General features: G+C 70.6%; 21 protein-coding genes and 2 pseudogenes. 9 read left to right on the top strand and 14 right to left on the bottom strand.

Features of this window, described 5'->3' with window-relative positions; all coding sequences use genetic code 11:
* Positions 1-124 precede the first annotated feature (124 nt).
* Together ACQEU6_RS02575 and ACQEU6_RS02570 are read right to left on the bottom strand one after the other, a co-directional pair.
* Positions 125-763: a TetR/AcrR family transcriptional regulator gene (locus tag ACQEU6_RS02575; RefSeq protein WP_499328953.1), complete on the bottom strand. Its 639-nt coding sequence runs from the start codon at positions 761-763 to the stop codon at positions 125-127.
* A gap of 1,109 nt (positions 764-1,872) precedes the next feature.
* Positions 1,873-2,130, bottom strand: a pseudogene (locus ACQEU6_RS02570) (IS110 family transposase); the annotation flags it as partial.
* Positions 2,131-2,312: 182 nt separating this feature from the next.
* On the opposite strand from ACQEU6_RS02570, the gene ACQEU6_RS02565 reads away from it, so the two are divergent.
* Positions 2,313-3,191 (top strand): hypothetical protein, encoded by an 879-nt coding sequence (locus tag ACQEU6_RS02565; RefSeq protein WP_499328952.1) that lies wholly within the window; start codon positions 2,313-2,315, stop codon positions 3,189-3,191.
* Between the two features lie 422 nt (positions 3,192-3,613).
* On the opposite strand, the gene ACQEU6_RS02560 is transcribed toward ACQEU6_RS02565, so the two are convergent.
* Positions 3,614-6,235 carry an ABC transporter substrate-binding protein gene (locus ACQEU6_RS02560; RefSeq protein WP_499328951.1) on the bottom strand — a complete coding sequence of 874 codons (2,622 nt, stop codon included), beginning with the start codon at positions 6,233-6,235 and terminating at the stop codon, positions 3,614-3,616.
* Positions 6,236-6,774: 539 nt separating this feature from the next.
* Here ACQEU6_RS02560 and ACQEU6_RS02555 point away from each other — a divergent pair.
* Positions 6,775-7,545 (top strand): hypothetical protein, encoded by a 771-nt coding sequence (locus ACQEU6_RS02555; protein WP_499328950.1) that lies wholly within the window; start codon positions 6,775-6,777, stop codon positions 7,543-7,545.
* Positions 7,542-7,904 (top strand): winged helix-turn-helix domain-containing protein, encoded by a 363-nt coding sequence (locus ACQEU6_RS02550; protein WP_499328949.1) that lies wholly within the window; start codon positions 7,542-7,544, stop codon positions 7,902-7,904. Before ACQEU6_RS02555 ends, ACQEU6_RS02550 begins: the two co-directional genes overlap by 4 nt.
* Positions 7,905-7,924: 20 nt before the next feature.
* On the opposite strand, the gene ACQEU6_RS02545 is transcribed toward ACQEU6_RS02550, so the two are convergent.
* The 4 genes from ACQEU6_RS02545 to ACQEU6_RS02530 all read right to left on the bottom strand — a co-directional run bounded on the left by ACQEU6_RS02545 (position 7,925) and on the right by ACQEU6_RS02530 (position 11,271).
* Complete coding sequence (locus ACQEU6_RS02545; protein ID WP_499328948.1) at positions 7,925-8,485, bottom strand: ATP-binding cassette domain-containing protein; 561 nt, start codon at positions 8,483-8,485, stop codon at positions 7,925-7,927.
* Between the two features lie 146 nt (positions 8,486-8,631).
* Entirely contained in the window at positions 8,632-9,024 is a 393-nt protein-coding gene (locus ACQEU6_RS02540) for a hypothetical protein (protein WP_499328947.1), read from the bottom strand.
* Between the two features lie 120 nt (positions 9,025-9,144).
* On the bottom strand, positions 9,145-10,245 hold the full coding sequence (locus tag ACQEU6_RS02535) for a sensor histidine kinase (protein ID WP_499328946.1): 1,101 nt from the start codon (positions 10,243-10,245) through the stop codon (positions 9,145-9,147).
* Between the two features lie 336 nt (positions 10,246-10,581).
* Positions 10,582-11,271 carry a response regulator transcription factor gene (locus ACQEU6_RS02530; RefSeq protein WP_499328945.1) on the bottom strand — a complete coding sequence of 230 codons (690 nt, stop codon included), beginning with the start codon at positions 11,269-11,271 and terminating at the stop codon, positions 10,582-10,584.
* 399 nt (positions 11,272-11,670) lie between these two features.
* Between ACQEU6_RS02530 and ACQEU6_RS02525 the strand changes: the two genes are divergently transcribed.
* The 4 genes and pseudogenes from ACQEU6_RS02525 to ACQEU6_RS02510 all read left to right on the top strand — a co-directional run.
* On the top strand, positions 11,671-12,696 hold the full coding sequence (locus ACQEU6_RS02525) for a lysylphosphatidylglycerol synthase transmembrane domain-containing protein (protein WP_499328944.1): 1,026 nt from the start codon (positions 11,671-11,673) through the stop codon (positions 12,694-12,696).
* A 386-nt stretch (positions 12,697-13,082) separates the two neighbouring features.
* Entirely contained in the window at positions 13,083-14,501 is a 1,419-nt protein-coding gene (locus tag ACQEU6_RS02520) for a glycosyltransferase family 39 protein (RefSeq protein WP_499328943.1), read from the top strand.
* Positions 14,502-14,933: 432 nt separating this feature from the next.
* Positions 14,934-15,557, top strand: a complete 624-nt coding sequence (locus ACQEU6_RS02515) for a DUF2817 domain-containing protein (protein WP_499328942.1) — start codon at positions 14,934-14,936, stop codon at positions 15,555-15,557.
* 273 nt (positions 15,558-15,830) lie between these two features.
* Positions 15,831-15,959 (top strand): annotated as a pseudogene (locus ACQEU6_RS02510) (ABC transporter permease); the annotation flags it as partial.
* A 35-nt stretch (positions 15,960-15,994) separates the two neighbouring features.
* Here the strand turns inward: ACQEU6_RS02510 and ACQEU6_RS02505 are convergent.
* Together ACQEU6_RS02505 and ACQEU6_RS02500 are read right to left on the bottom strand one after the other, a co-directional pair.
* Positions 15,995-16,204 (bottom strand): hypothetical protein, encoded by a 210-nt coding sequence (locus tag ACQEU6_RS02505; RefSeq protein WP_499340577.1) that lies wholly within the window; start codon positions 16,202-16,204, stop codon positions 15,995-15,997.
* Between the two features lie 571 nt (positions 16,205-16,775).
* Complete coding sequence (locus ACQEU6_RS02500; RefSeq protein WP_499328941.1) at positions 16,776-17,720, bottom strand: ABC transporter ATP-binding protein; 945 nt, start codon at positions 17,718-17,720, stop codon at positions 16,776-16,778.
* A 678-nt stretch (positions 17,721-18,398) separates the two neighbouring features.
* Between ACQEU6_RS02500 and ACQEU6_RS02495 the strand changes: the two genes are divergently transcribed.
* Both ACQEU6_RS02495 and ACQEU6_RS02490 read left to right on the top strand, forming a co-directional pair.
* Positions 18,399-18,710: a PadR family transcriptional regulator gene (locus ACQEU6_RS02495; RefSeq protein ID WP_499328940.1), complete on the top strand. Its 312-nt coding sequence runs from the start codon at positions 18,399-18,401 to the stop codon at positions 18,708-18,710.
* The gene (locus ACQEU6_RS02490) at positions 18,707-19,087 is read left to right on the top strand and encodes a hypothetical protein (protein ID WP_499328939.1); all 381 of its coding nucleotides are present in this window, start codon (positions 18,707-18,709) and stop codon (positions 19,085-19,087) included. Before ACQEU6_RS02495 ends, ACQEU6_RS02490 begins: the two co-directional genes overlap by 4 nt.
* 59 nt (positions 19,088-19,146) lie before the next feature.
* On the opposite strand, the gene ACQEU6_RS02485 is transcribed toward ACQEU6_RS02490, so the two are convergent.
* From ACQEU6_RS02485 to ACQEU6_RS02465, 5 genes are read right to left on the bottom strand one after another with little or no spacing between them, the layout of a single operon-like run.
* A complete protein-coding gene (locus ACQEU6_RS02485) occupies positions 19,147-19,323 on the bottom strand; it encodes a hypothetical protein (RefSeq protein ID WP_499328938.1) in 177 nt (58 codons plus the stop codon).
* A 42-nt stretch (positions 19,324-19,365) separates the two neighbouring features.
* Positions 19,366-22,116: an ABC transporter permease gene (locus ACQEU6_RS02480; protein ID WP_499328937.1), complete on the bottom strand. Its 2,751-nt coding sequence runs from the start codon at positions 22,114-22,116 to the stop codon at positions 19,366-19,368.
* Positions 22,104-22,793 carry an ABC transporter ATP-binding protein gene (locus ACQEU6_RS02475; protein ID WP_499328936.1) on the bottom strand — a complete coding sequence of 230 codons (690 nt, stop codon included), beginning with the start codon at positions 22,791-22,793 and terminating at the stop codon, positions 22,104-22,106. The genes ACQEU6_RS02480 and ACQEU6_RS02475 overlap by 13 nt, the downstream gene beginning before the upstream one ends.
* Positions 22,790-23,458: an ABC transporter ATP-binding protein gene (locus ACQEU6_RS02470; RefSeq protein ID WP_499328935.1), complete on the bottom strand. Its 669-nt coding sequence runs from the start codon at positions 23,456-23,458 to the stop codon at positions 22,790-22,792. The genes ACQEU6_RS02475 and ACQEU6_RS02470 overlap by 4 nt, the downstream gene beginning before the upstream one ends.
* Positions 23,455-24,102 carry a hypothetical protein gene (locus tag ACQEU6_RS02465; RefSeq protein ID WP_499328934.1) on the bottom strand — a complete coding sequence of 216 codons (648 nt, stop codon included), beginning with the start codon at positions 24,100-24,102 and terminating at the stop codon, positions 23,455-23,457. Before ACQEU6_RS02465 ends, ACQEU6_RS02470 begins: the two co-directional genes overlap by 4 nt.
* Between the last annotated feature and the right edge of the window lie 45 nt (positions 24,103-24,147).

Genomic DNA, 24,147 nt, shown 5'->3' with positions numbered 1-24,147 from the left:
CGTGCTTGGTGCGCTTGGATCAGACCTGGTCGGCCTGTGCGCCGTCCATGGCCGTGCCCCATAGTCAGGATGCGCTGGGAACCGCCCCGGCCCAGTGAGCCGGTGAGTACGCCAACCCGGTCGGCTACTCCGGAGGAGGGGCGGACAGCCTGGTCGGTGGACCCGGGTCATCGGGGGCCGCGTGCCACGGGGCGAGCAGCCGGTCCATAAGAACGTGAAGGTGCGCGCGGAATGACTCGACGACCTCTGGCTGAGCCGCGTCCTTCATCCCCTGATAGTGGTTGAGAATTCCTGAGCCCAAGAAGCCGTGCACGCACCAGACCATGGTGCCGAGAAGGTAGTAGGTGTTGACGTCCGGGGGGACAGCGTCTTTTATCCTGCGGGCGGCGAGTTGCATCAGCGGCCGGGCGTATTGATCCTCCATGGTGGAGAAGTCGGCGGCGTCGGCCACCCACCGATGTGCCCACAGTGCGCGGTTCTGCGGGTTCGCCACGTGAAAATCGAGATAGGCGTCGACGATCTCGTGCACCGCTGACCGCGCGGAGTCCGACCGGGACACGGCCGCTTCCAGCATTTCCCGTTCCGCCTCGAATGCCTGCCGCATGACCTCCTGGTAGAGAGCGCGCTTGTCCCCAGCCACCTCGGTGACAACTGCGGAACCGACGCCGAGGGCGTCACTGATCAGCTGCAATGAGGTCCCGTCATAGCCGAGTTGCCCGAACAGCCGATGCGACCTCCAGGACGTGTGGGCGCGCGATCTCATCCGACACAGTTTCACGCTACGCATTGTTCGGTGAGGCAGAGCCCGCGCCAGGGCAAGAGCCCAGCACGAGAGGGCAAAGTCGACGTTGAGGCTCCCGTTACGCAACCTCGCGGGTGGGGCATCATCGGCAGTTAGCACTGTACGCATGAGCCGACCGAGCAAGGCAGCGCACCGACCGGTTCGCGCCGTCCTCGCCCATTTTTGGCGCCCTCCCCCGCCATCCAGCTCGACGGCGTCCACGCCCTGGCCGAGCTCTTCGGACATTCGAGCTGTCTCAGTCAGCCTTGCGGCAGAGCTGCTCGCGGCGGTCGCCGGCCTCCGGGACGAGGGCTTCGCGCGCCCATACGGCTGCGCCGGACCGCTCGTGCGAAACCTGGTGTGGATGCGCCGCTGGTACTGGTCGGCACGGACGCCGAGCGCCGACCGCCACGGAGAGGGCCGAGCCGGGCGGTCTCACCGCCCAGGTCCCCTTCATTCGCGGCTGAGCAAGTCTGGGCCGACCTCGCACCGGCAGGTGGTAGAGGCGGCGGTGCCGTTCCGCGCTACTGCAACGCGGCGAGGCCTTTCTGCAGGTCCTCGCGGTTCATCACCGGGTTGATCTCGATCTTCGCGCCCAGTTCCTGGAAAAGCGGCTCGGCGATGGCGGGGATCGCCGCGGCGTCCTGGAGATCGAAGACGAGGACGCAGCAGCGCCCGCCGTCGCCGGGCCCGAAGTACGCCGCCTCGGGATCGAGCCGGTCCATCAGTGACTTCACAATCTCCGGCAGTCTGCCGGTCTTGATCGCGCCGTTCGAGACCTGAGTGTCCATGACCGCTCTCAGCATGACTCTCATCGCGCTCTCCCCGGGCGACCGGGCCGGCGCGGCCCCCTCCACACCTGCGTGAACCCGGTGCCGTCCCACCCAATCTCCCATCGGCGCGTAACGGAAACACCCCCGAACACGTCCCCTGCGGACATCGTTATGGGAGATCGTTCGACCGCGGGAGGCCAGCCGTCGATGAGGTGGCCGATAGCCGTTTCGCGTTGGTCCGCCGTCAAATTCACCACCCCGATCGCGTCGTCGTGCCTCTGCGGACCCACCCCACACTCGTGGATCAGCGGTCCAGGGCGGGTGGACGGTGACCGGCAGCCCGCGGATCCGGTTGACCAGCCGAGTCGACTGGCCCGCCAGGTCGTCGCCGATCCCGACCAGCGCCTCCAGCTCAGCCAGGGCTTCCTGGCCGATGTCGACACGGCGCAACGAGTGCGGGAGAGGGCGGGCGGCCTCGGCGATGACGTAGGCGTCGCGGGCGACGGCGACGGGCAGCGCGCCGATCGAGGCGGGCTGGTCGACCACCACCAGCACGCGGCCGTGTCTGCTGAGCTGGGCCCGCACTCCTCCTCTCCCCGTGGCGGTCCCGGCGACTTCGCGGACGGTTGAATACGCGGCCCACAAGGGGTCGATCTATCCAAAAGAGAGGAAGGGCCATGTCACGATCACCATGTGCCAGGGCGAACAAAGCGCTTCAGGTCTTGATAGCGACGAATGAGCCCTGGGCCACCTACCACGTGCAGCCGCTGCTCGCTGAGGCCAAACGGCGCGGCTGGCAGCTGACTCAGGTGGTGCCCGACAAGTCGCGGATCAAGCCCGGGGACCCGGTGCCGACCGCGACACCGCAAACTGCTCCAGCGGCTGATCTGCTCGTGGTCGCCGGGGCCGGTGACTGGCCGGTGGAGGTCGCCGGTCGGTTTCCGAGGCTGCCCCTGACCGCCAGCGAGCTCGCCTATCTGGGGCCGCAGCAAGCCGTCGGCGCGCGGGGGTTGCGCCCGCGGCTGCAGACGATCACCGCCACGTCGCCGGCGGCGGCCGATGCGTTCGCCGACCATCTCGGCACGGGACGGGGGACGATAACCGTCGTCGGGTCCCCGCAGACCGATGATTTGCCGGAGCGGGTGCCCGAGCCGGGGCTGGTCCTCGTCCTGACGAGCGTCACCCGCCGCGACCCGACCGGGGAAGCGGTGCCCGGCACCGCTCTCCTGATGGCGGCAGCAGAGAGACTGCGGACGGCCGGTAAGCGGATCGTGGTCGGCCTACATCCAAGGGAGGACCCCGCGCTGTGGGCCCGGTATGAGCTCAGCCAGGTTCCGTCGCTGGACGCCTCGGCACGGGCTGAGGCGACGATCGGGATCCCGGGAACGGTGTTCCCCCTGATCGCCGCCGTGGGCACACCTCTCGTGGGGTGCACAGATCCCGCGCTGAAGGTTCCCGACCATCTGCTCACGGTCTGTTCGTCCACCATCGATGATGCCGCGCTCGTGGTATCCGCGGTGGACGATGCTCGCCTTCCGGCGTCTGAGACGCTGCGGGACAGCATCGGACCGGTCGGCGGGTCGGCGGGCCGCCTGTTCGACGTCTGGTCGAGGGCGGCGTGTGGGGATGGCGCCTGACATCGCGCTATCTATTCAACCGAATAGAGGCGGGAGGGTAAGCCCCTCCCGCCTCACCTTTTTCGGCCGTCCTTCCCCCGTACGCGCCTCAGACCCAAAGTAGCTCTGCGTGATCAGCGACTTCACACAGTGCCCCGACCGACCGGCACCGGGCGCGCAGATCCCGGTGGGAAGGATGGACAAGATCCCGCACAGCACCCTGCGGTCGTCCAACCGCCTCCGCCCTAGGTGTACTGCCCAGGGACGTTGGTCAGTCTGGTGATGGGTGGTTTGTCGCCGGTTGCGGTGCGGAGGTGTTGCGTTCGACGACGTTGCGGCGGCAGAGGATCGCCGACTGAGGGCGCACGGCGGCAAACGCGACCGTCGTCGTCAGGATCACGTCCCACCGTCACCACCAGGTGAGATCCGCGCGCTGTGGTTCGTCAGCAGTCGCTCGTAATTTTGTCCTGGGAACTGAACCTTCCCTCCACCTTGACGAGGCATGGCTGCCCGTCGGTGGCGCGCAGCACCATGATCGCCTTGTCCACGGGGGTCCGCGGCGCCTCGGGGTCCGAGTAGTCCAGGTCGCCGCTCACACCGCTGACCCGCCCGTCGCCGCGGATGCCGGGCAGTCCGGTGATGATGCCCTGCTTCTCCAGTGCAGTCGGATCACTGGCCAGCACGTTGGACGCCGCTTGCCTGACCACCGCGAGCGCGTCGAACGTCAGCAGCGCCCGGCCGTCGCGATTCTCGTTGCAAGCGCTTCCGAACACATCCTCGTAGCGGATGTAGAAGCTTCCCTGCTTTTGGATCACCTTGCAATCGTGGCCCCACAGCGCACTGCTCGCCAGGGCCATATACTCCAGGCGCAGCCCCGGATAGTTGCGGTCAGTGCCGGTCAGGACGAAACGGGAAACGTCATCGGTGGCCAGAATACGCGGATAGCGGTTCTGGCAGGCGAGTTTCATGCCGTTCAGGAAATGTTCGAAGCGCTCGGCGCGCCCTGCATAGACAACGATCTCGCCCGGGCCCTTCGCCGCCCTGCAGCCCCTTCTGCCCAGCTGGGCAACACCCTCGCCGCGTCCGTCATCGGATACCCGGTAACCCGCGTAATCGGTGACCTCCACCCCCGCGGCCCCCAGTTGGTGGCGCATGACGGTTGCGAGTTCGCCGCTGTAGTTATCATTCGGGTCTGCCGAGTAGTACAGGCGGGCCCGCTTGGCACGCAGATTCGCCACGCCGTATCGGCTCGCAAAGGCGGCCTGGCGCTGATTGCTCGGGCTCACCTGGTAGTAGTAGGGCGAGGCGCTGATCAGGCCATCGGCCGTGGTCGCCGAACCGATGGACGGCAAGCCCGCCTGCCCCAGCCGCCGGACCGCGTCGATGGTCTGCCGCGTGCTCACCCCGAGCCCGACGGCGCCAACGATCCGCCGATCCCGGCTGGCCGCCGCCACGATCTTCTGTGCGGCGCGGTCCGCGTATTCCATGTTCGCGCCCGCGTTGGCCAGCAGCACCCTGATCGGCACGTCGCTTTGCAGCGATTCCCGCTGCGCGATCGCCAGCCCGCGCAGCTCCTCGCGGGTGGCCCGCTCTCCCTGCTCGTTGCCCGGGGACAGCATCGTGAGGTGCACGACGGTGACGTACCTGTCACGGTGCACCACTGCCGCGTTGGTCGTTCTGATCATCTTGATCGGCCCGGCCAGCGTGCCGGAGATCCGCTGTGGGTCCTCGCCTGCGAGCCCTACGCACTGCCTGTCGTCGTCGCCTAGATCCTCAAGAGTCATGTCGTCGCGCAGACCCCAGGCCCGTATCGAGGGCGACCACCATGTCCGACAGAATTCGTGGCTGGTCACTGGCACCGCGATGACGCCCGCGATCAGCAAGGCCACCCCCACGAAAGACATCCATGGCACCCGTAGGGGCGGTCGTATGTTCTTGACCCAGTCGCGAACCCTGGAGTCGGGAGCCTCTGTCTGTGGTTGGGGCGCTGGAATCACGAACCGGAGCAGCCAGTCCCGGTCCCTCCTTGGCGCGTCCATCAAATCTTCGTGCCACCGCTCATAGGCGGACTCCGGACTGCCAGGCGCCTCCTCCCGAGCCCGTGGGCTGATGGCGAATGCCGGACGCGGTCCCGCGGCGACGACGAGCAGCGGGTCCCGTTTGAATCCGCCCCGACGGGGCCGCCCGTTCCGCACATCCTGGAGCGCGATCAGTAGATCGGCCGCCGCCTGTGTTTCGCCACCCAGGAGGAGAACCGGGTAGGTACGCCGACGCCGGCCCCTGCCGAACACACCGCGCCTGCTGTGCGCCCGGCGCAGATCTTGCAACAGCGCATCGACCAGCAGCGCGTTCACCTGGCGCTGCGTCAGCTCCGGATCCGCGGGCGCGGCGAACCTCTTGGCCAACGTGAGCAGGTTTCCCCTGAGCGGTGCCGGCTCGCCCGGGTGCGTCACCTGTCGCTGCCCCCCGCCCCGGCGTTCGAACCACCTCTGTGGGCCGAACAGCCTGTCGGCGATTTGCAGCGCTAGGCGAGGCAGATGGTGCGCGAGCAGTTTGATCCACCAAGGGAGGTCGCTGATGGTCTCCAGCCGCACGCCGTGCGATGCTCCCGCTTCAGAGGAGAGCATGTATTGGGATAAGTGCTCGGTGAGCTGGGCAAGGACAGTGTCCTCTGACAGTCCCTCGGGTGCCTCACCCCGGAGGGAAGCCAGCCAGGACGCGAGCGCGAAATGCGGCGCGCCCCGCCCCCTGACCAGGCGATTCCCCTGGAAGAACTGTGCCGCCGCGGCGGCCAGCAGCTGTTCCACTCCGTTCACGGTCACCGTCTCGGAGGGTGCGACCACCACGCACTGGCGGGCCCCACGAAGCCGATGCGCCGTCCAGTGCGCGCGCAACGCCTCCAGCAGGTTCCTCGATGCTCCCGGAGCGTCCTCGACGCGAAGGTGGACGATGGGGAGCAACTTCTCGCTGGTGAGCGGCCAGGGGCGCCGATCGAGCGCGTAGAGCCACTCAAGGAACTCGGGCGCTCCATTGAATACCAGCTCAGAGCGGTCTTCTGTGGGCATGACACTCCGCGATCTCGTGGGGAGAGGGATGCGGGGACTCCCGAAGCTTGATGGGAAGGTTACTTGCACAAACGCCCTCGGCCAGCGAAATTTGGCAACTTCGAGCATCAGGGAAGGGCTGCCCACGGACTGTGGTCCCGGCTTCGCTACCGAGCGCCCTCACCACCTGCCTGCATTTCCTCCGCTGCGTCCGCCCCACCACATAGACAGGCGGCCCCGGTGCCACAGCCCCCGTGCGCGTCGCACCTTGACGATGAGGACGCTCCGCGCCGGACGAGCCCAGCTCTGCCCCCAGGCCGACTCGTAGCCGCCGTGGTGGCGGGGGCCCGGGACCGCCGCAGACCGCCGGCCATGACCTTCGGTGCCCGCGATGGCGAGATCAGTCGGATGATTTCGGGTCGACGCGCTCCTCCCCCGGGCGGCGGCGCGGGAGACCCGCCGCCCTGACCGTCCTCCTGCTCCGAGAGCGTCGCTGGCTCTTGACGCGAAAGTACTCGCTGTTGCAAAGTACTTCGCAAGCGCGAGATGCTGGAGGCATCATGGATCCACAGTCCCCCGACCGGATACTCGACGAGGTGGCCAGCCTGCGGCGGCTCACCCGTGCCCGTGCGCGCGGGGCGGCGGTCCCGCTAATGATCTTCGGCCTGCTGACGCTGGCCTCGATCCCCCTGTACTCCCACCCCTTCCACGCGATGCAGGCGCTGCCGGACGGCGGCAGCGTGAGCAGACCCGGTTCGACAAGCGGCTATGCGGGGCTGAACGGGTTCGACCGATCGGGAGCCCTCTCGATCGGGTTCTGGCTGATCACAGGGCCGCTGAGCTACCTGGCATGCGCCTGGTGGTACCGGCGACGGGCCGCCCGCGTCGGCCTCACCGTGCGGTGGCGGCCCTGGGCGTACATGGGCACGGCGCTGTTCGCCGTGTTCCTGCTCGCCGTATTCGCTCAGGACCACGGCGCACAGGATGCGTCTTCGCCCCTCGGAGATGGTTTCGTGGCGAGTGCCGTGGTCAGTCCTCTGCTAGCGATCGCGGTCGGGTTGCTGGTCCTGGCCAAGGTGGAGCGGAGCCCGGGGGTCGCGGTCTGCGGTCTCGTGTACGGGGGGCTGTGCGTCATCATGAACGGCTACGGCCTCGGCCAAATCCCTCCTTGGCTCGTGCCCCCGTACGGCGGCATGATCGATGGAATGCTCAACCCGGCACAGAACCTGATCCTGCTGGCCGCCGTCCTGCTGGTCGGCGCGCTGGTCGTCCAGTTGCGGGCGTCGGCGCGACTGCGTTCGGTCACCACCGCGGCCCGAGTCCAGGCATGAGGGAGACCAACGGGCCGCCAGAGGCACCGCACCCCACGCAAGGCCTCAACGACACCGTCCACCATCGCACCCGTCTCGGCATCATGACGGTGCTGCACGAGATCGACCGTGCCGAATTCGGGTATCTGCGCGACACCCTGAACCTCACCGACGGCAATCTGTCCCGACATCTACGGACGCTGGACGAGGCCGGCTATATCGAGATTCACAAGGGCTACCACGGACGCCGTCCCCGGACCTGGCTCAGTTTGACCCCGAAGGGGTCACGTGCGCTGGCAGAGGAGTTGGCCGCCCTGCGCGATCTGGTCGCCCGGCTCGACGGCGTCGCGGACTCCACGGAGACAGCCGAAGGCAAATGATGTGGTCGGCCTCTCGAAACCTACGGCCGGTACTGCCGGCGTAGACGACGGCGAGCTCGGCTCAGGCGTCGCACGACGCGATCCCTGGGCCGAGCAGTCGTGGACGCCGGCGAGGGCGGCGGCCTCCGCCCGCCCGGCTCGTCCAGGGACGCCAGGTCGCCGAGGGCGATGTTGCCGCGAGCGGTCATCTCGTAGTTCATGTGGTCCTGGAACACCGCGCTTATCCGGGCGCGTTGCGCTTCGGGCGGGATGTCGCGCAGGTCCACGCCGTCCCAGAGGATCTGCCCGCGGGTCGGGTCGTACATCCGGCACAGCAGCTTGACCAGGGTGCTCTTGCCGGCGCCGTTCAGGCCGACGAGCGCGACGGCGTCGCCGTGCGGGATCGTCAGGTCCAGTCCGCGCAGCACCCAGGGGTGGTCGTCGCCGTGGCGGAACCACACGTCGCGCACTTGGATCCCGCGGCGCAGCGGCGGCACGTCCGCGCCGTCCGCGCGTGGGAGGTCGGATTCGGCGCGGACGACCGCGACGTAGTGGGCGAACGCCAGGGTTGCGCTCTCCCGCAACTGACGCTCTGCTGCCACAGACAGAGCGTGACCCACTGTAGCCAAAAGGTGCTTCGGTCCTTAGCACGGCGACAAGAGTCGATTCTGTGGCACTCGCCGGGCATGGGATGGGGCACCCGCGGCCGGTGAACCTGCCGCGGGTGCCCCTTCGTTATTGCTCGGCGTTACCCGGCTTCGGTGCCGGTGTCGCTCGGGCCGTCCTCGTGGCCGCCGTCGGCGTCGTGCGCGCTCTCGGTTTGCCCGTTCTTGTTCGACTCGTTGCCGGCCTCGTTGCCGGCCTTGTCGCCGGACTCCTTCTCGGTGCCGTTCTCGTTCGATTCGTTGTCGGCGCCCTTCTGGTCTCCCTGCTGGACGCTGTCGTGGTCGGGGCCGGCGGTGGGGTCCGCGCCCTGCTCGTCGGTCTGGTTGGGGGCGGGGGGCGTGACCTGCCGGGAGACGGCCGGGGCCTTGACGTGCGGGGGGGAGGCGGCGGAGGCCGCTCCAGCGAGGGACGCGCCTGCCGCTCCGAGGGCGAGAACGCCGAACGCCGTGGCCGCGATCTTCCGGTTGAGCTTCATGTATCCGCCTTTCACGGATTGACTGCTGGAGCGATCCAGTATGCGAAGCCGCAGGTGAGACGACCGTGTACGCGGCATGTGAACGTTGACATCTTGAGTGGGGGGCGTGCGGCTCGCGCCTCAGTCGCCGTGTGAGTGCCGGTCGTGGGCGGGGGGCATCGGGAGTTCCAGGCGCATTCGGGCGCCTCCTTCTGGAGGGTTGTCCGCCACGGCTCGTCCGCCGTGCGCGTGGGCGATGGAGCGGACGATCGCCAGGCCCAGCCCTGTACCGCCGTCGGCGCGGCTGCGTGCGGTGTCGGCGCGTCTGAACCGCTCGAAAGCCACGGGCAAGAAGTCCGGCGGGAAGCCGGGCCCCTGGTCGCGTACCTCGATCACCGCGACAGCGCGTCCATGCCGGCCTCGGCGCCTGAGCCCGACGTCGATGACGCCGCCCGGGGGCGAGTAGCGCAGAGCATTGTCGAGCAGGTTGTCGACCGCCTGCCGCAGCCGATCCGGGTCAGCCGTCATGCGCAGGTCCTCTTCGCTGCTCAAGCGCAGAGTGATGTCCTTGGCGGCGGCCCGTGTGGACGCCGACCGGACCGCTGCGGCCAGGACGTCGTGCGGTGCCATGAGCCGGGGCTGCAGGAAGGCGTGTCCTTCGTCGGCGCGGGCCAGGAGCAGCAGGTCTTCGGCCAGCCGGATGAGCCGGTCAGTATCGGCGGCTGCCGCATCAACGGCCGACGCCAGCGCCTGGTGAGAGCGTCCCGGCTGCTGTGCAAGCTCCAACTCGGCCTTCAGCGTCGTCAAGGGTGTGCGCAGTTCGTGGCCGGCGTCGGCGACGAATCCGCGCTCACGGGCCAGGGCGCGGGCCAGCCGGTCCAGCACCGCGTTCATGGTCGTCGCCAGGGTCGCGATCTCGTCGCGCGTCCCGGGCACACGCAGGCGGGCGTCGATGTCGTGCTCGGAGATGTCGGCGAGGCGCCGCCGCAGCCGTTCCACCGGCCGCAGTGCCGCCCCCGCCAGGACGTAGGCGCCGAGTCCCACCAGCGCCGCGGCGGGCGGGCCGGCCATCAGGAAGATCTCGCTGGTGCGGGCCGCCGTCGCTTCCACGATCTGCGTGCTCGCGCCGACCACGACCACGACCGGCTGGTTGGCGTTGCGGGCGGGGACGCCCAGCATCCGGTACTGCTGCCCTTCGATGACGGCGGTGAACTGCTCGGGTTCCCGCGCGGCGTTCTGCAACCTGGCACCGCTAACCAACGGCCCGTGGCCGTCCCCATTGTTCTCCAACACTCTTCCGTGAAGGGAAAGCACTTGGGTCACATCGTCGGACCCGGTATCTCGGTGTTCTCCCTGTCCAGGGCCCTCTTGTTCTCCCGACGCCGGTGGAGACGGAGAGAGCCTGGCGGTGGCCAGACGCGCCACCTGAGCATCAGCGCGGGCCTGCAGGGCGTCGTCGACCGTGGAGTTCATCCCGGCCGTCAACTGCTGCCGGAACAGCAGGCCGACCCCGCCGATCAGGATCGCGGCGCCCAGCGTGAACAGCAGGGCCAGCCGCCACCGCAGCGGCACGACCGGTCATCTCCCTTCCGCGAAAGCGGGAGTCCGCAGCCGGTAGCCCGCTCCGCGCACCGTTTCCAGGACCGACTCGGTCCCCGGATCATCGATCTTGCGGCGCAGGTAGGCGACGTACTGGTCGACGACGTTGGAGGATCCGTCGTAGGCGTAGTCCCAGACGTGCTCCAGGATCGTGGTGCGAGTCAGCACGTCGCCGGGATGCCGCATGAACAACTCCAGCAGCGCGAACTCCTTGGGCGACAACTGCCTCTCAGCCTCCCCCCGCCATACCCTGCGGCTGGAGGGATCCAGCCGCAGTTCCCCGACGGCCAGCAGGGTGGGCCTCTCCTTGGCGCCTCGGCGGACCAATGCCCGCAGCCGCGCCAGAAGTTCGGCGAAGCTGAACGGCTTGGTCAGGTAGTCGTCGGCGCCCGCGTCCAGCCCGTGAACTCGGTCGCTGACCGCGTCCCGGGCGGTCAGCATCAGCACCGGCGCCCAGCAGTCCTGCACCCTCAGTCGTCGGCACACCTCGAACCCGTCCAGACCAGGAAGCATGACGTCCAGCACGATCGCGTCATAGGAGTTCTCGACCGCCTGCCACACCGCGTCGGGTCCGTTGGCGGCGACATCGACGGCGTAGCCCTCCTCGGACAGCCCGCGCTGCAGCAGCGCGGCTGTACGGATCTCATCTTCGACGACCAGCACTCTCACACCTCCAAACTAGAACCCCCGCATGTGAGAACGATGTGAACCGATCTGATCAAGCTGCGGCACGGACCGAAGCCGCAGTACGGAGGGGCCGTCGCCCCCCTCGCAACCCTGCTGCCCTGATCTCTCCGGCCGGAGGCGCATCACCTCGCCTGAGTCGTCAAACGTCATCTACGGCGTCATCGCCCTCTCGAAGCCTTACCCAGGCGCCTTTACCTGGTTGGCCCCGCCGCGTTCGGTGCCTGGTCCGTCCGTGCGAGTGCCGCTTGGCCAAGACCTGCAAACTTGTAGAAGTGCTATGGCCGCCGGCCGTGATGGATTCCGAGGCCTCGGTCCCCGCCCACCACCAGCGGCACAACAGCGGAGTCACGCTCGTTATAGGGAAGACGGGGAGGTGCCGGTATGAGAGACGGCCCGGCTCGCCTGGGCGCGGGCTTGCGGCGTCCGGCCTTGGCCGGTTCCTGGACGGCGCGCCTGCTGTTCGGGCTGGCGACCGCCGTAGCGGTTCTGGTCATCGGATTCGCGCACCGGGCCGCCGTCGACGCCGGCGGCGACAGTCTCGCCGCCGCAGACGGTGAATGGCTGATCATCGCCGCCTCGGCGACCCTCCTGATGTGGATCGTCGGCGCGGTCGCGCAACTGGGTTCCATGCCGCTGCTGCCGCCCTTGGGCCGGTTGTTCGTGGTGCAACTGGGGGCGAGCTTCGCCAACCACGTCGTTCCGGCGGGAGTGGGTGGGATGGCGGTCAACATGCGGTTCATGCGTCGCCTGGGCATGACGCGCGGCGCGGCCGCAGGTGCGGTCGGGCTCAATTCCCTCGCGGGTCTGCTGACCCACCTGCTCTTGCTCGCGTGCGTCGTGGTGGCCGCACCGTCGGCGGTGGCGTCGCTGGCTCCACGGGTGCACTGGCCGGCCTTCAGCTCCTCGGGGACCGTGACCACAGCGATCGCCGCAGCAGGCGCACTCGCCATCGTGGGGGCGCTCACGTGGGTCGCTGTGCGGCTCACGCGACGCCGCGCGCGTGCCCACCCCTCCATGGCGGCTTCACATCTGGCCAATGACCTGCGGGAACTGCGTGCGGTGCTGCGTCATCCCGGGCGTGCGGCGGCGCTGTGGGGCGGTTCTGTGTCGGCGCCGCTGCTGCACGCGGTGATCCTTTACGCCGTGCTCCAGAGCCTCGGCAACCCCGTCCCTCTGGGAACGGTACTGCTCGTCTACCTGGTGGTGTCCGCGATCTGCGCGCTGCTGCCGGCGCCGGGCGCCATCGGCAGCCTCGACGTGGCGCTGGTCGCGGCACTGGTCACGGCGGGTGTTCCGTCCACCGCCGCTTTGGCGTCCGTGCTCGGCTACCGGCTGATCACGGCATGGCTGCCCCTCCTGCCGACCGCCTGCGTTCTGGGCGTACTGCTGCGGCGCCGCATCATCTGACGGAACCATCGGCGAGCGGCTGGACGAGGTGCTCAGGTCTTTCAGGTAACAACTGCGAGCGTCGGCACCATGACCACCACGACGGGCCATGTGACGCCGCCGTGCCTCGAATGAACGAAGTCCCAGTCCAACCGCCGCCGACGGCCCGGCCGACCGCTGCCCCCGGCACATCCGCGAGTGCGCACGCCCTGAACGGCGCCCCCTGGGGGCCTTGGCGCCGACCATTCGGTTAGAGGCATGACAAATGGTGAAGACCATCCTGACATACCCGACTCGGTCGACGGGGGTGAGGCATGGCGCCGACCGGCACTCAGAGCACGACCACCGCTCCGCCTGGCACTGCGGGGCACCGTGCCGCGGCGTGGCCGTACCTGGTGGTTCCCGGGGTGGTCACGCTCGGCATGTGCATGTGGCGGATCGGCGTGCCCTCGTACTGGCGGGACGAGTCGGTCAGCGTGGTCGTCGGGCACGGCAGGCTCGGCGCGCTGGCGAGCTTCATCTCCCGCATCGACGCGGTCCACGGCCTGTACTACCTGCTGATGCACCTGGTGACCAGGCTGGGAACGAGCGAGGTGATCACCCGTACGCCCTCGGCGGTGGCCTCCGGCGTGGCAGCCATGGGGATCGCCGCCATCGGCAGGCGGCTGTACTCGCCCAAGGCGGGCCTCTACGGCGGCCTGCTGTACGGCCTGCTGCCGATCACCAGCCGGTACGGTCAGGAGGCCCGCCAGTACGCGATGGTCAGCGCGGGCGCCGTCCTGGCCGCGTACTTCCTGCTCCGGGCGTTGCAGGATTCGCGGCCGCAGATCAGGTGGTACGCCGCGTACGCGGCGACATTGAGCCTGGTGGGCTGGCTTCATCTTTACGCGCTGTTCCTCATGCCCGCCCACGCCGTGACCGCCGGCCTGTGGAGGCATCCCCGGCGGCGGCGCCGCCACCGCGCGAGCTGGGGGTTGGCCGCCCTGGCTGCGGTCCTCCTGGTGTCACCGCTCGCAGTGGTCGCACGCGGTCAAGAGGCCGCCCAGGTGTCCTGGCTACAACGCCCCGGATCCAGGGCGCTCTACAGCCTCGGCCTGCGGGTCACCGGCGACGGACGCGTCCTGCTGCTCGTGCTGGTGGCGGCCGTCGTGGTGGGGACGGCGCGACTGCTCGTTCGCGACCACGGCAACGCCGCCGCACTGATCGTCCCGTGGATGTGCGTACCGTTCGTCCTGGCGTGGAGCGTGTCGCAGGTCCACCCCGTCTACCACCCCCGATACATCCTCTACTCCGTCTGCGCCTTGGCGCTGTTGGGCGGGGTGGCGTTGGACACCGCGGTCGGGCTGCTGCCCGTCGGCCGGCCCTGGTTCGCTGTGGCGGCCGCGGTCACCGCCCTGGCGGTCCTGGCGTTGGCGACGCTCCCCGCCCAGCTCGCTGAGCGCGGGCCGCGGAGCCGTCCGGACGACCTTCGCTCCCTGGCGGCGACCCTGCGGCACCACTCGCGCCCGGGGGACGCGGTCCTGTACCTGCCCGCGGATCGGCAGGCCTTCGCGACCGCCTACGCCGGCGCCTTCGCCCGGTTGAACGCGACGGCCCTGCAAGACCGAGAGACGAACCTGCAGCCTGGCGCTTTCCGGTCGGCTCTTGCAGCCGAGTCCCGGGTCTGGCTCATCCAGATACCCCCACACGACCACCGGTACCGCAGCACCGCGTCTCCGCGCGATCTCGCGATCCTCAAGAACGACAAGGGTTTCCGGGCGACCGGCTCAAGGTGGTTCGGGAGCATCCGGCTCACCCTGTACGTCCGCCGCACGGCCGGAAGCTGACATCCGTGCCGGTATCTGTGCGGCGCCGAAGACCATGACCACGGCCATGGCGGCGAAGGCGACCCGCACCTGGCCGAGTTCGGCGTTGGCCAAAGGACACTGTCGGCTCCTGCGCAGGGTTCGGCGCGACCGAACGAGTCTCCCGTCACCCATCCTGCCCACGGGCACGAGACGCCGTTGACGCAGCGCAATGCCACCCAATACTACTACATGTGTTCAATGTGTCACTATTCGTGACTTGGGTATCTGGGGTGCGACGTCCCCCCAGATCAGTCGAGGCACATGTCTGGGGGACACATCATGCCGGGTCGGCGGCCGACGATCTTGCGCGGCGTTGGACTCGTCCTTCTCGGCTTTCTGATCTTCTCGGCAGCGTGCGGCAGGCCCGGAAAAGCCGGTCGGCCGGCGGCGACGCACGGGGTCCGCCGGACGGTGCCACTGGGCAGGTCCGTCCAGGGACGCCCGATCGTCGCGGTCGAGCTGGGGAACCCGCGCGCGGCTCGGCGAGTGCTGGTCGTCGGCTGCGTGCACGGAGACGAGCAGGCCGGCGTGCCGGTGGCGAATGCCCTGGCCGCCGGAACCGGGCCGGCGAACACGAACTTGTGGGTGGTCCCAACGTTCAACCCGGACGGGATGGCGGCCCGGACGCGGGGAAACGCGCACGGCGTCGACCTCAACCGCAACTTCCCAGCCGGGTGGCGACCGATCGACTCGCGCGGCTCGGTCCACTACTCCGGCCCCCGGCCACTCTCGGAGCCGGAGTCACGGTACGCCGCCGACCTCGTCCGGCGGATCCGCCCGACCATCGGCATCTGGTTCCACCAGCAGATGGCCGTCGTCGACGACTCCGAAGGACCCAAGGACATCGAGCGGCGCTTCGCCCGCGACGTCGGGCTCCCGCTGCGCAGGCTCACCAACTTCCCAGGGAGCGTCACCGGCTGGGAGAACACCGTCGTCCGCGATAGCGCGTTCGTGGTCGAACTCCCCGCCGGGCGGCTCCCGGCGCAGGCGGTCCGCCGATACACCGACGCCCTCCGCCGGATCGCCGGCCCATGACCACACAGAACCCCGGAACACGGCGAGGGTCACGCTTCTGCGCGGGTGATGGCCGCGTCGCCGACCCGGATGCGGCGACCAAACGCCACAGCACCTGCCCGTCGGCCGGCATCCCGCCCATGGTCGGGCGAGCCTCTGCCGGGCAGCCGCCGGCGCCGCGCGACGCGCCCTGCCTTGAACGAGATCAGGAAGATGGAGCCTTCGGCCGGTTGGTGACGTACAGGGTGGTCGAGTCACGGCTCACCTACCGTCCGTGCACTCTTGCCGGTACGGATGAAGCCGGTTATGCGGATCGTCGACGCATCGATCGTCCAGACGCGCGCCGTCGGGCTGGTCACACTGCCCGGCGCGTCCGTCGGGATGATGCTCGGCGGGGCGTCCCCGATCGCCGCGGGGGCGGTGCAGTCGTTCGTCGGCCGCCCAGCGGGCCGACGGTGTCATGCGGCGGGGTCGCGCCGCCAGAGCACCAAGACGGCGATGCCGGCGGCCAGGGCGATCGAGGCGGTCTGGACCGCGCTACCGGTGCCGAGGCGGGCGGTTCCGGCGGGGGTGAACAGGTCGGCCCAGTTCTGCCAGTAGTGCACGGGAAGGATCACCGCGAAAGCGTGCAGGCTGGACTGGCCGTTGAGGATGCTGGCCGCGACCACGAAGGCGACGGCGGCGCCGAGCGCTTCGGCGCCCCGGGGCAGCAGCAGCCCCGAGGACGAAGGAGATCGCGGCGATGCTGAGCATGCACAGCAGCGTGTAGCCGGCGGCGGTCAGGACGCGGGCGGCCGCGGCACCGCCGGTCAGGTCGGCCGCGCCGATGATGTGGAAGGGGTGCCATCCGAACAGCGCGAGACCGCTGAGGAGCCCGCCCCCCCAGGACGCATCCGGTGGCGGTCAGGGTGCTGACCGCGACCGCGCCGAGTTCGCCGGCCAGCAGGCGCGATCGGGTGACCGGGGCCACGTAGAGGTAGCGCAGCGTTCCCCAGTCCCGGTCGGCGGAGGCGATGGCGCAGGCCAGCAGCGCCACCACGATCGGCAGGAGCAGCGGAGCGATGAACTGAAGGCTCGCCATGGTGTGGTTGAGCGCGGAGTACGTGGACGCACCGAACAGGCCACCCTGGTCGCCGTTGCGATGCCCGGCGTGGGAGGCGGTGGCCAGCGCGGCCAGGGCGGGAACGGCGGCCAGGCAGGCCAGTGCCATGAGCGTCCGGATCCGGAGCAACTGGGTGCTCAGTTCAACGCGCAGCATGCTTGGCATCTCCTTCGGTCATGGTCAGGAAGACCTCTTCGAGGGATCGACTCACCTGATGGACCGCTGTGACACCGATGCCCGCCGTGACCAGCCTGGACGAGGTCGCGGGACGGCACGCCCGGTGCCGCGACGACGAAGTCGGTGTCGTGAGCGGTGACCGCGGTGACGCCAGGCATCCTGCGCAGCACCTTGGCGGCTCCCTGGGTGTCGTCCACCTGGACGCGGTAGGCGTCGGTGTCGCCGAGCAGGTCGGCGAGCGGGCCGGCGGTGACCAGCCGGCCGAGGTTCATCACGACGATGTGCGTCGCGAGTTGCTGTACTTCGGCCAGTTGGTGGCTGGAGACCAGTACTGCCGCTCCGCGCCTGGCCAGTGCGCCGAGGTGCTCGCGGAGGGTCCGGACCTCGGCGGGGTCCAGGCCGCTGGCGGGCTCGTCCAGGATCAGCACCTCCGGCGCGCACATCAGGGCCTGGGCCAGCATCAGCCGCTGTTTCATGCCGGTGGAGTAGCCCTTGACCTTCCGGTCGATCGCGGCGCCGAGCCCGGCGAGGTCGAGTGCGTCGTCCAACGCTGGTGGCGGCCACGCACGCCGCGTCGCCGACCACAGGAGCTTCAGATTGCGGGTGCCGGTCATGTGGGGCACGAAAGCGGGACCGTCGATGACGACGCCGACGCGGCCGAGCACCTCGGCTCCCGGGCCGACCGGCCGGCCCAGGATCCGCGCACTGCCGGTGTCGGGGGCCGACAGGCCGAGCAGCATCCGCATGGTGGAGGTCTTGCCGACGCCGTTCGGGCCGAGCAGCGCGCAGATCTGACCAGAGTCCACGGCGAATCCGAGCCCGCTGACGGCCTGTGCGCGTCCATAGCTCTTGGACAGGTCATCGGCGCGGATCATCGCCGTCGTGCCCGCGGTGTTGCGTTCCATCGTGTGCCCCTCCAGGGTGCGTGCGTCACCTGCATGCCCGGGCGATCCGGGCGGCTTTCCAGCCGGGTCGCCGGACCTGTCAGCCGGCCTGTGCAAGGGGCCGGCGGGGAGCCGCGACAGCTGAGCCCCAGCGGAGATCAGAGCGTTGATCAGCCCGGCTCCGAACGTGAGAACGCGAAGTAGGAGGTCGTCTCGACGAGCAGCATCCAGGTGATGAGCAGCGGGCTCGTCCACCCCTCCCCCGACGGCCTGCGCCCCGGTGGTCCCTGCCGCGGCCGGCACGCTGAGCGCGACGAACACCGTCATCGCGCGGCGCGACCGTCCGGCCGTCCCAAGAGGAGCGGCGCGCCCCGCCGACGACCGCCGCCCACGCGAACACCAGGGTGATCCCGACCAGCACGATCACCGCGGCCGCCGCGCGCTCCGTCTGATGCCTGCGGTCCGGGCCGCCGGTCATCCGCCAGGCGGGCAGCCGCAACACGATGACCAGCGCCCGCATCGGCACCGTGAACCGGCCGCCGCGCCAAGGCTCAGCGCGGCGGCGGTCGACGACATCGGTCTCTTCTCGGTCGGTCTCTTCTCATCGGCATGTTCCACACCGTTCATAGTACGCAGCTCGTAGTACGTGGCAAGTAGCATCGCGCTTCGTACTACGATGGCGGGGAGGCAAGGAGACCCATGCACAGCAACGACGCCCAGATGCTCGTGCTCACCGTCCTGGCGGGTCGCCCGCTGCACGGGTACGCCATCAACACCGCGATCGAAGAACTCACCGGCCGCAGACTCGGACCCGGCAGCCTCTACGGCGCGTTGTCCCGGCTGGAGGCGCGTGGCCTGATCGAACCCGCCGGCCAGGACGCCGAAGCCCGGCAGCGGCACCGCACGATGCGGATCACCGATCCTGGCCGGGAGTCGCTGCAGGCCGAACTGGAGCAGATGGCCCGGGTCTCCCAGGCCGGGCTGCGCGCGCTGGGGATCGCGCCGGCATGAGGGCCGCCACACTGATCAGCGGCCTGTACCCGCCCGCCGTCCGGCCGCGGTGGGGCACCGAGATCAGCATCGAGGTCTCCGAGGCCGGCATCCGTTGCTGGCCGGACGCCGCCGCCGGGGCGGCACGGCTGTGGCTGCACCCCAGCGACTGGCCCGAGACGCTCGCCGGGCAGACCCGGCGCGTGCTGGCCGTCGCACTGTTCGCGGTCGCCGCTGGCGATCAGGCTCACGATGGCGCCGGGCGCGGGCGGCGGCGCGGTTGCCGAAGAGACCACGACGTAGATCAACAGCACCATTCCCACGGCCGTGTGGGCGTCGAGGCTCCGCAGCACCGCGTAGAGGATCACGCCAGGCGTGCCGCGCCGGTGCCGGGATGACCGGTGCAGCACCGCCGTGACCGGAGCGGCCCCGGCGGCGATCAAGGCCGCCGCGGTCTTCACGCGTCGGAGGCGGCGAGCCTCGCCCCGCCGGCGTCGACCATGGACCAGTGCGCGAAGCCGATCGCGACGACCGCGGCGGCTGTCGCCAGGCCCAGCAGAGCCCGCAGGATCGAGGGCAGGGTGAGCACCGGGCTCCCCGATTCCAGGTCGCCCGAGTGTGCGGCGTCCGCCATGCGGGTCCTTCCCTCCTGTGGTCTCGTCTCCGGCGCGCACCGTCACAGGTCGCGCAAGATGGTGAGCGGCGGTCGGCGGGCGGCGCGCAGGGTGACCAGGGCCGCGGCGGCCATGACGGCGACGGCGGCTGCGGCGACCGCGGCCAGGTACGTCCAGGGGACGGCGAGGTGGTCGGGCGGCGGGTCGAAGACGCCGGTCAGGACCTTGACGAGCATGCGGGTCAGGGCCCAGCCGACCAGTGCGCCGAAGGCCGCTGCGCCGGCCAGGACCAGCGCGACCTCGGCCCAGACGAAGGCGCCGAGCTGGCGGGGCCGGGCGCCCAGGGCGCGAACGAGGGCGAAGGTGCGGCGGCGTTCGGTGAAGCCGAGCGCCAGCAGCATGCCGGTGGCGAAGGTGACCAGGGCCAGGGCGTACCCGAGCTCGATACGGGTGAGGCCGCCCAGGTCGACGGCGGTCAGGCTGGAACCGATGATCTTGCGGGTGGTGTGCAGGTCGGTGATCTGCGCCTGCGGGCCGAGACGGGACCGGAGTGCGGCCGCCACGGCCGGGGGCGATGCCCCCCTGCGGGTGCCGACGAGGAAGGCGCCCACGGTGTCGGTTCCGGTCTGCCGCGCGATGTAGTCGGCGTTGGCGACCAGGAAGCTGTCGCGCGGCGCGGTCGGGAACTCCTTGACGACGCCCGCGTAGTGGAACGCCACCGTGCGGTACTGCTTGGCCCGGCCGTCCTGGAGCCGCAGCCGCAGAAGGTCGCCCGGATGCAACTGGAAGTCGTGCACGGTCTCCTGGCTGACCAGCACGGCGTCAGGGCGCTGGGCCAGCCGGCCGATCAGGTCGCGGGCGGTCCCGCCGCCGAAGTAGGCGTCCTGCAGGCGGGTGGTGCGGGCGATGGTCGAGGTCCGCACGCCGTACAGGTCCTGCAGGTCCGAGCCGACGTAGGCGAAGCGGTGCTGGAGCGGCTCGACCGCGGAGACCCCCGGCGCCGCGGCGATCGCCTTCTCCTGCCCCGGCGGCACGTAGGCGCCGGGCGATTCGGTGACGGTCACCTCGGCGCCGTTGGTGAGCTCGGCGTCGACGGCGGCCTGCTGCCGGTAGGTGGCGTCGAACACGGCCGTCGACGCGGCGAAGACCACGGCCAGCGCGGCCAGCGCGACGGTGCGGGCGAGCAGGGTGCGCTGCCCGCCCAGGGTGGCGGTGACAGTGCCCGACAGCGGCCCGGCGACCGGACGTATCAGACGGGTGACCAGACGCCGCCGCAGCGGCTCACGGTCTCCCCCGCATCTCCCTGCGTCCCCGCCGGAACGGCCCATGCCGCGATGGTCCTCGTCGAGCCCGGGTACGGTCCGCCTGCGCGGGGCGAGCAGCATGTGGACGGCTCGCCACGCCAGCAGGCCCCCGCCGAGCCACAGTAGCGCCGGGCCAGCGAACGCCCAGTAGCTGACGGAGATGGTGGGCAAACCCTCCGGCACGAGCACGATGGAGTAATTGTTGCGGCCGGTTATCCAGAAGACGAGTCCGGAGGCCGCCAGCAGCCACAGGTCGAGCCCGTACCGCAGCCAGGCCGGATCGCGTCGGTCAGGGCCGACCGCCCGGCGGGCGGTGACGATCCCGACCGTTCGGGCGTCGCGGGCGGCGGGCAGCAAGACGGTCAGCGCGGCGATGAGCAGCCCGGCCGCGGCGGCGGTCGCGCCCCAGAGCACGGTCGTGCCGGTCGAGGTGCCGAACCCGGTGGCGCCGAAGGCCAGGCGTCCGGTGAGCGCGGCCAGCGCCAGGCCCAAGGCGGCACCGGTCACGCCCACGACGCCCGCCTCGGCGAGCGCGAGGGCGAACAGGGCGCGGCGGGACGCTCCTCTCGTCCTCAGCAGCGCTTGTTCGGCCCGCCGCCGCGGGGCACCGGAAGCGGCGACCAGAGCGGTGAGCAGCGCCGCCAGCACTGCGCCGGGCACGCCGAGGAACAGGAAGAGCATCTGCGCGTAGGCCGCGTCCTCGCGGGCGGCGCCGAGCGCGGCGCCGAGGTTGTCGCCGACCAGCCCGGTACCGGCCAGCCGCTGCTCGAGATTGCGGGCGGCGCCGGTGTCCTGGACGTAGGCGGCCGCAGGGTCGGGGGGCAGGTCGTGCCGCAGCCGCAGGTGAACCTGGGTGTGGGCCTGGGCGCGGGCGGCGTCGCCGAACAGCCGGTGCCAGGTGGCGGCGGGCAGCAGCACCACGTTGTCGGGAGGAGCCTGCGGCTGCGCGCCCACGGGCGCGCCGACCTTCTGGAAGAGGGAGTCGGCCTGGGGAAGCTCGGCGACTCCGTCGACCTTGACCGTGGCGTCCGGGAGCCCTGCCCGCTGGATCGTGACGGTGGAACCGGGGACCGCGTGCAGGTTCGCGGCGGTCTGCTGGGCCAGCAGCACCCCGTCCAGGCGTCCGGTCAGCGCGCGCAGCTCTCCGGGGAAGGCGGCGGAGTATCCGGCCGGCAGTCCGAGGACCTGGCCGGGGCCGGTCGCCAGGACTTGGCCGCCCTGGGCACGTGACCGCAGTCCCGTGGTCGCGCCGAACCCGACCGGCAGGGCGGTGGTGACGCGCGGGTCCAGAGTCTTCAGGTCGGGCACCGTCGCTCCCTGCTGCAGTTCGACCTGCCAGTCCACTGCGACCCGGTCGGCCGAGCGCCGCGTCATCGTGGACTTCGCCGACGCCAGGAAGGTGCCGAGCGAGGCCAGCATCGCCACCGCGACGGCGATGCCCGTGGCGGTCATGGCCAGTCGTGCGGCGCGGCGGGCGAGCGTCCCGCGCAGCCACATCAGGACGAGCATGGCTCTCCTTCCATGAGCGCGCCGTCGACCATCCGCCAGCGGCGCGGCAGCCGTTCGGCCATGTGCGGGTCGTGGGTCGCCACGACCAGCCCGGCGCCCAGGTCGCCGGCCGCCTTCATCAGCAGGTCGATCACCTGGCTCGCATGCGCGGAGCCGAGTTGCGCCGTCGGCTCGTCGGCGACGATCAGCGCCGGCCCGGTGGCGAGCACGCGTGCGACGGCGACCCGCTGGGCCTGCCCACCGGACAGCTCCTCGGGCAGCCGCGTCGACAGGTCGGGCAGGCCGACCGCGGCCAATGCCCGCCCCGCACGGTTGCGTGCCTCTCCCTCCGCGACGCCCGCCAGGACCAGTGGCAGCGCGACGTTGGCCAGCGCGTCCAGCGAGGCGACCAGGCTCGGGCCCTGGAAGACCATGCCGACGACGCCTGGCCGCCCGAACGGCCGGCCACCGAGACCCGGCCACTCGATCCGCCCGGCGGTGGGATCGTCCAGACCACTGATCAGGTGCAGCAGCGTGGACTTGCCGGACCCGGACGCGCCGGTGATCGCGACACGATCGCTCCGGTCGAGCCCGCAGGTCACCCCGTGCACGGCCACGACCGCGCCGGGCCCGCGCCCGTAGGTCCGGGCCACCGCGTCGAGGCGGACGAGGCACCTGTCAGGATCCGCGCCGCTCATGCCGGACGTCCACTCGCGAGCGCGATCGTGCGGTCCGCGGCCGCGGCGACGGCCGGGCTGTGGGAGGCCACGACCACGGCGGTGCCCCGCCCGGCTCGGTCGCGCAGCAGGTCGAGGACTCGCCGCTCGGTCCGCCGGTCCAACTCGCCGGTGGGCTCGTCGGCCAGCAGCACCGCGGGCCGGTTGGCCAGCGCCACCGCCAGGCCCGCGCGAGCCGATTCCCCGCCCGACAGCTGAGCCGGGCGCGCCTGGTCCCTGCCCGTCAGCCCCAGCCCGGCCAGCAGTGCGTTCCGCCAGGCGGGGTCGGCGCGTCCGGCCAGCCGCTGGACCAGGTCGATATTGGCGCGGACGCTCAGATGCTCCAGCAGGTTCCCCGACTGGAACAGCATTCCGATCAGACGTGCGCGCAGCGCCGTGCGCTCGGCCTGCGGGCGGTGGCTGATGCGGACACCCGCGACGCGCACCGTGCCGCCGTCGGGTTCGTCCAACCCCCCGAGGCAGGCCAGCAGAGTGGATTTGCCCGACCCGGACGGCCCTGTCACCGCGACGAACTCGCCCGCCCCGACGGCCAGGCTGATGCCCCGCAGCGCCTTGGTCTCCTCCTCCCCGGCCCGATAGAACCGGTAGAGCTCGTCGGCCTCAAGCGGCGGCACGGACGCGGTCACGGCAGCCACCGGAACGAGTCCGACACCGTGCGCCACGGGTCGACGTTGTCGGCGCCCACCGGCCCGGACAGGGTGAGCACGGCCTCCCGGCCGCCTTGATGGCCGGCCTTGAAGAACTCGTACCGCTCGGCCTCGTCGCGGACGACCTTTCCCGTCACCGGGTCCGGTGCGCTGTCGAAGCGGTAGACCAGCCGAACGGCGGTGCCGCCGTTGCGCCGAAGGCTCTCGGCCTTCACGATGGTCATCTTGGCCGCCTTGATCTTCGGGGCCTCGCCGGCGCGCGCGCTCTGCGCGGTGGGGGCGGTGGACGCGGGCACGACCTCGACCCGAACCGAGTTGAGCTTGTCGGTGAAGACCGCGCCGGTGGGCAGGCCGGTCCGCGCCCAGCCCTCGGGCACCTTGACCTCGTACCCCGCGCCGGACGGCCGGAAGGGCACGTACGCGGTGCTGTCCGGGATGTCGCCGGGCGGATTGGACTCGGTCTCCACCGGTGCGGGTTCCGCGGACCCGCCGGTCGCGGGCGTGCGCCCGGACGTCGCGGGCGGCGCCGTCTTCGATGACGACGTGCCGCTCGCGCAGCCGCCGGCCGCCGCGGATGCGGCGGCCACCAGGGCGCCGACCGCCAGCATTCTCCTCACTCGCATCCCTTGCTCCTCACCCTCAGCGCCGATCCGCCCCTGACCGGGACA

The organism is Spirillospora sp. CA-108201, from assembly GCF_050936235.1.
Lineage (GTDB): Bacteria > Actinomycetota > Actinomycetes > Streptosporangiales > Streptosporangiaceae > Spirillospora.
This window is presented reverse-complemented; position numbering and strand designations above follow the sequence as displayed.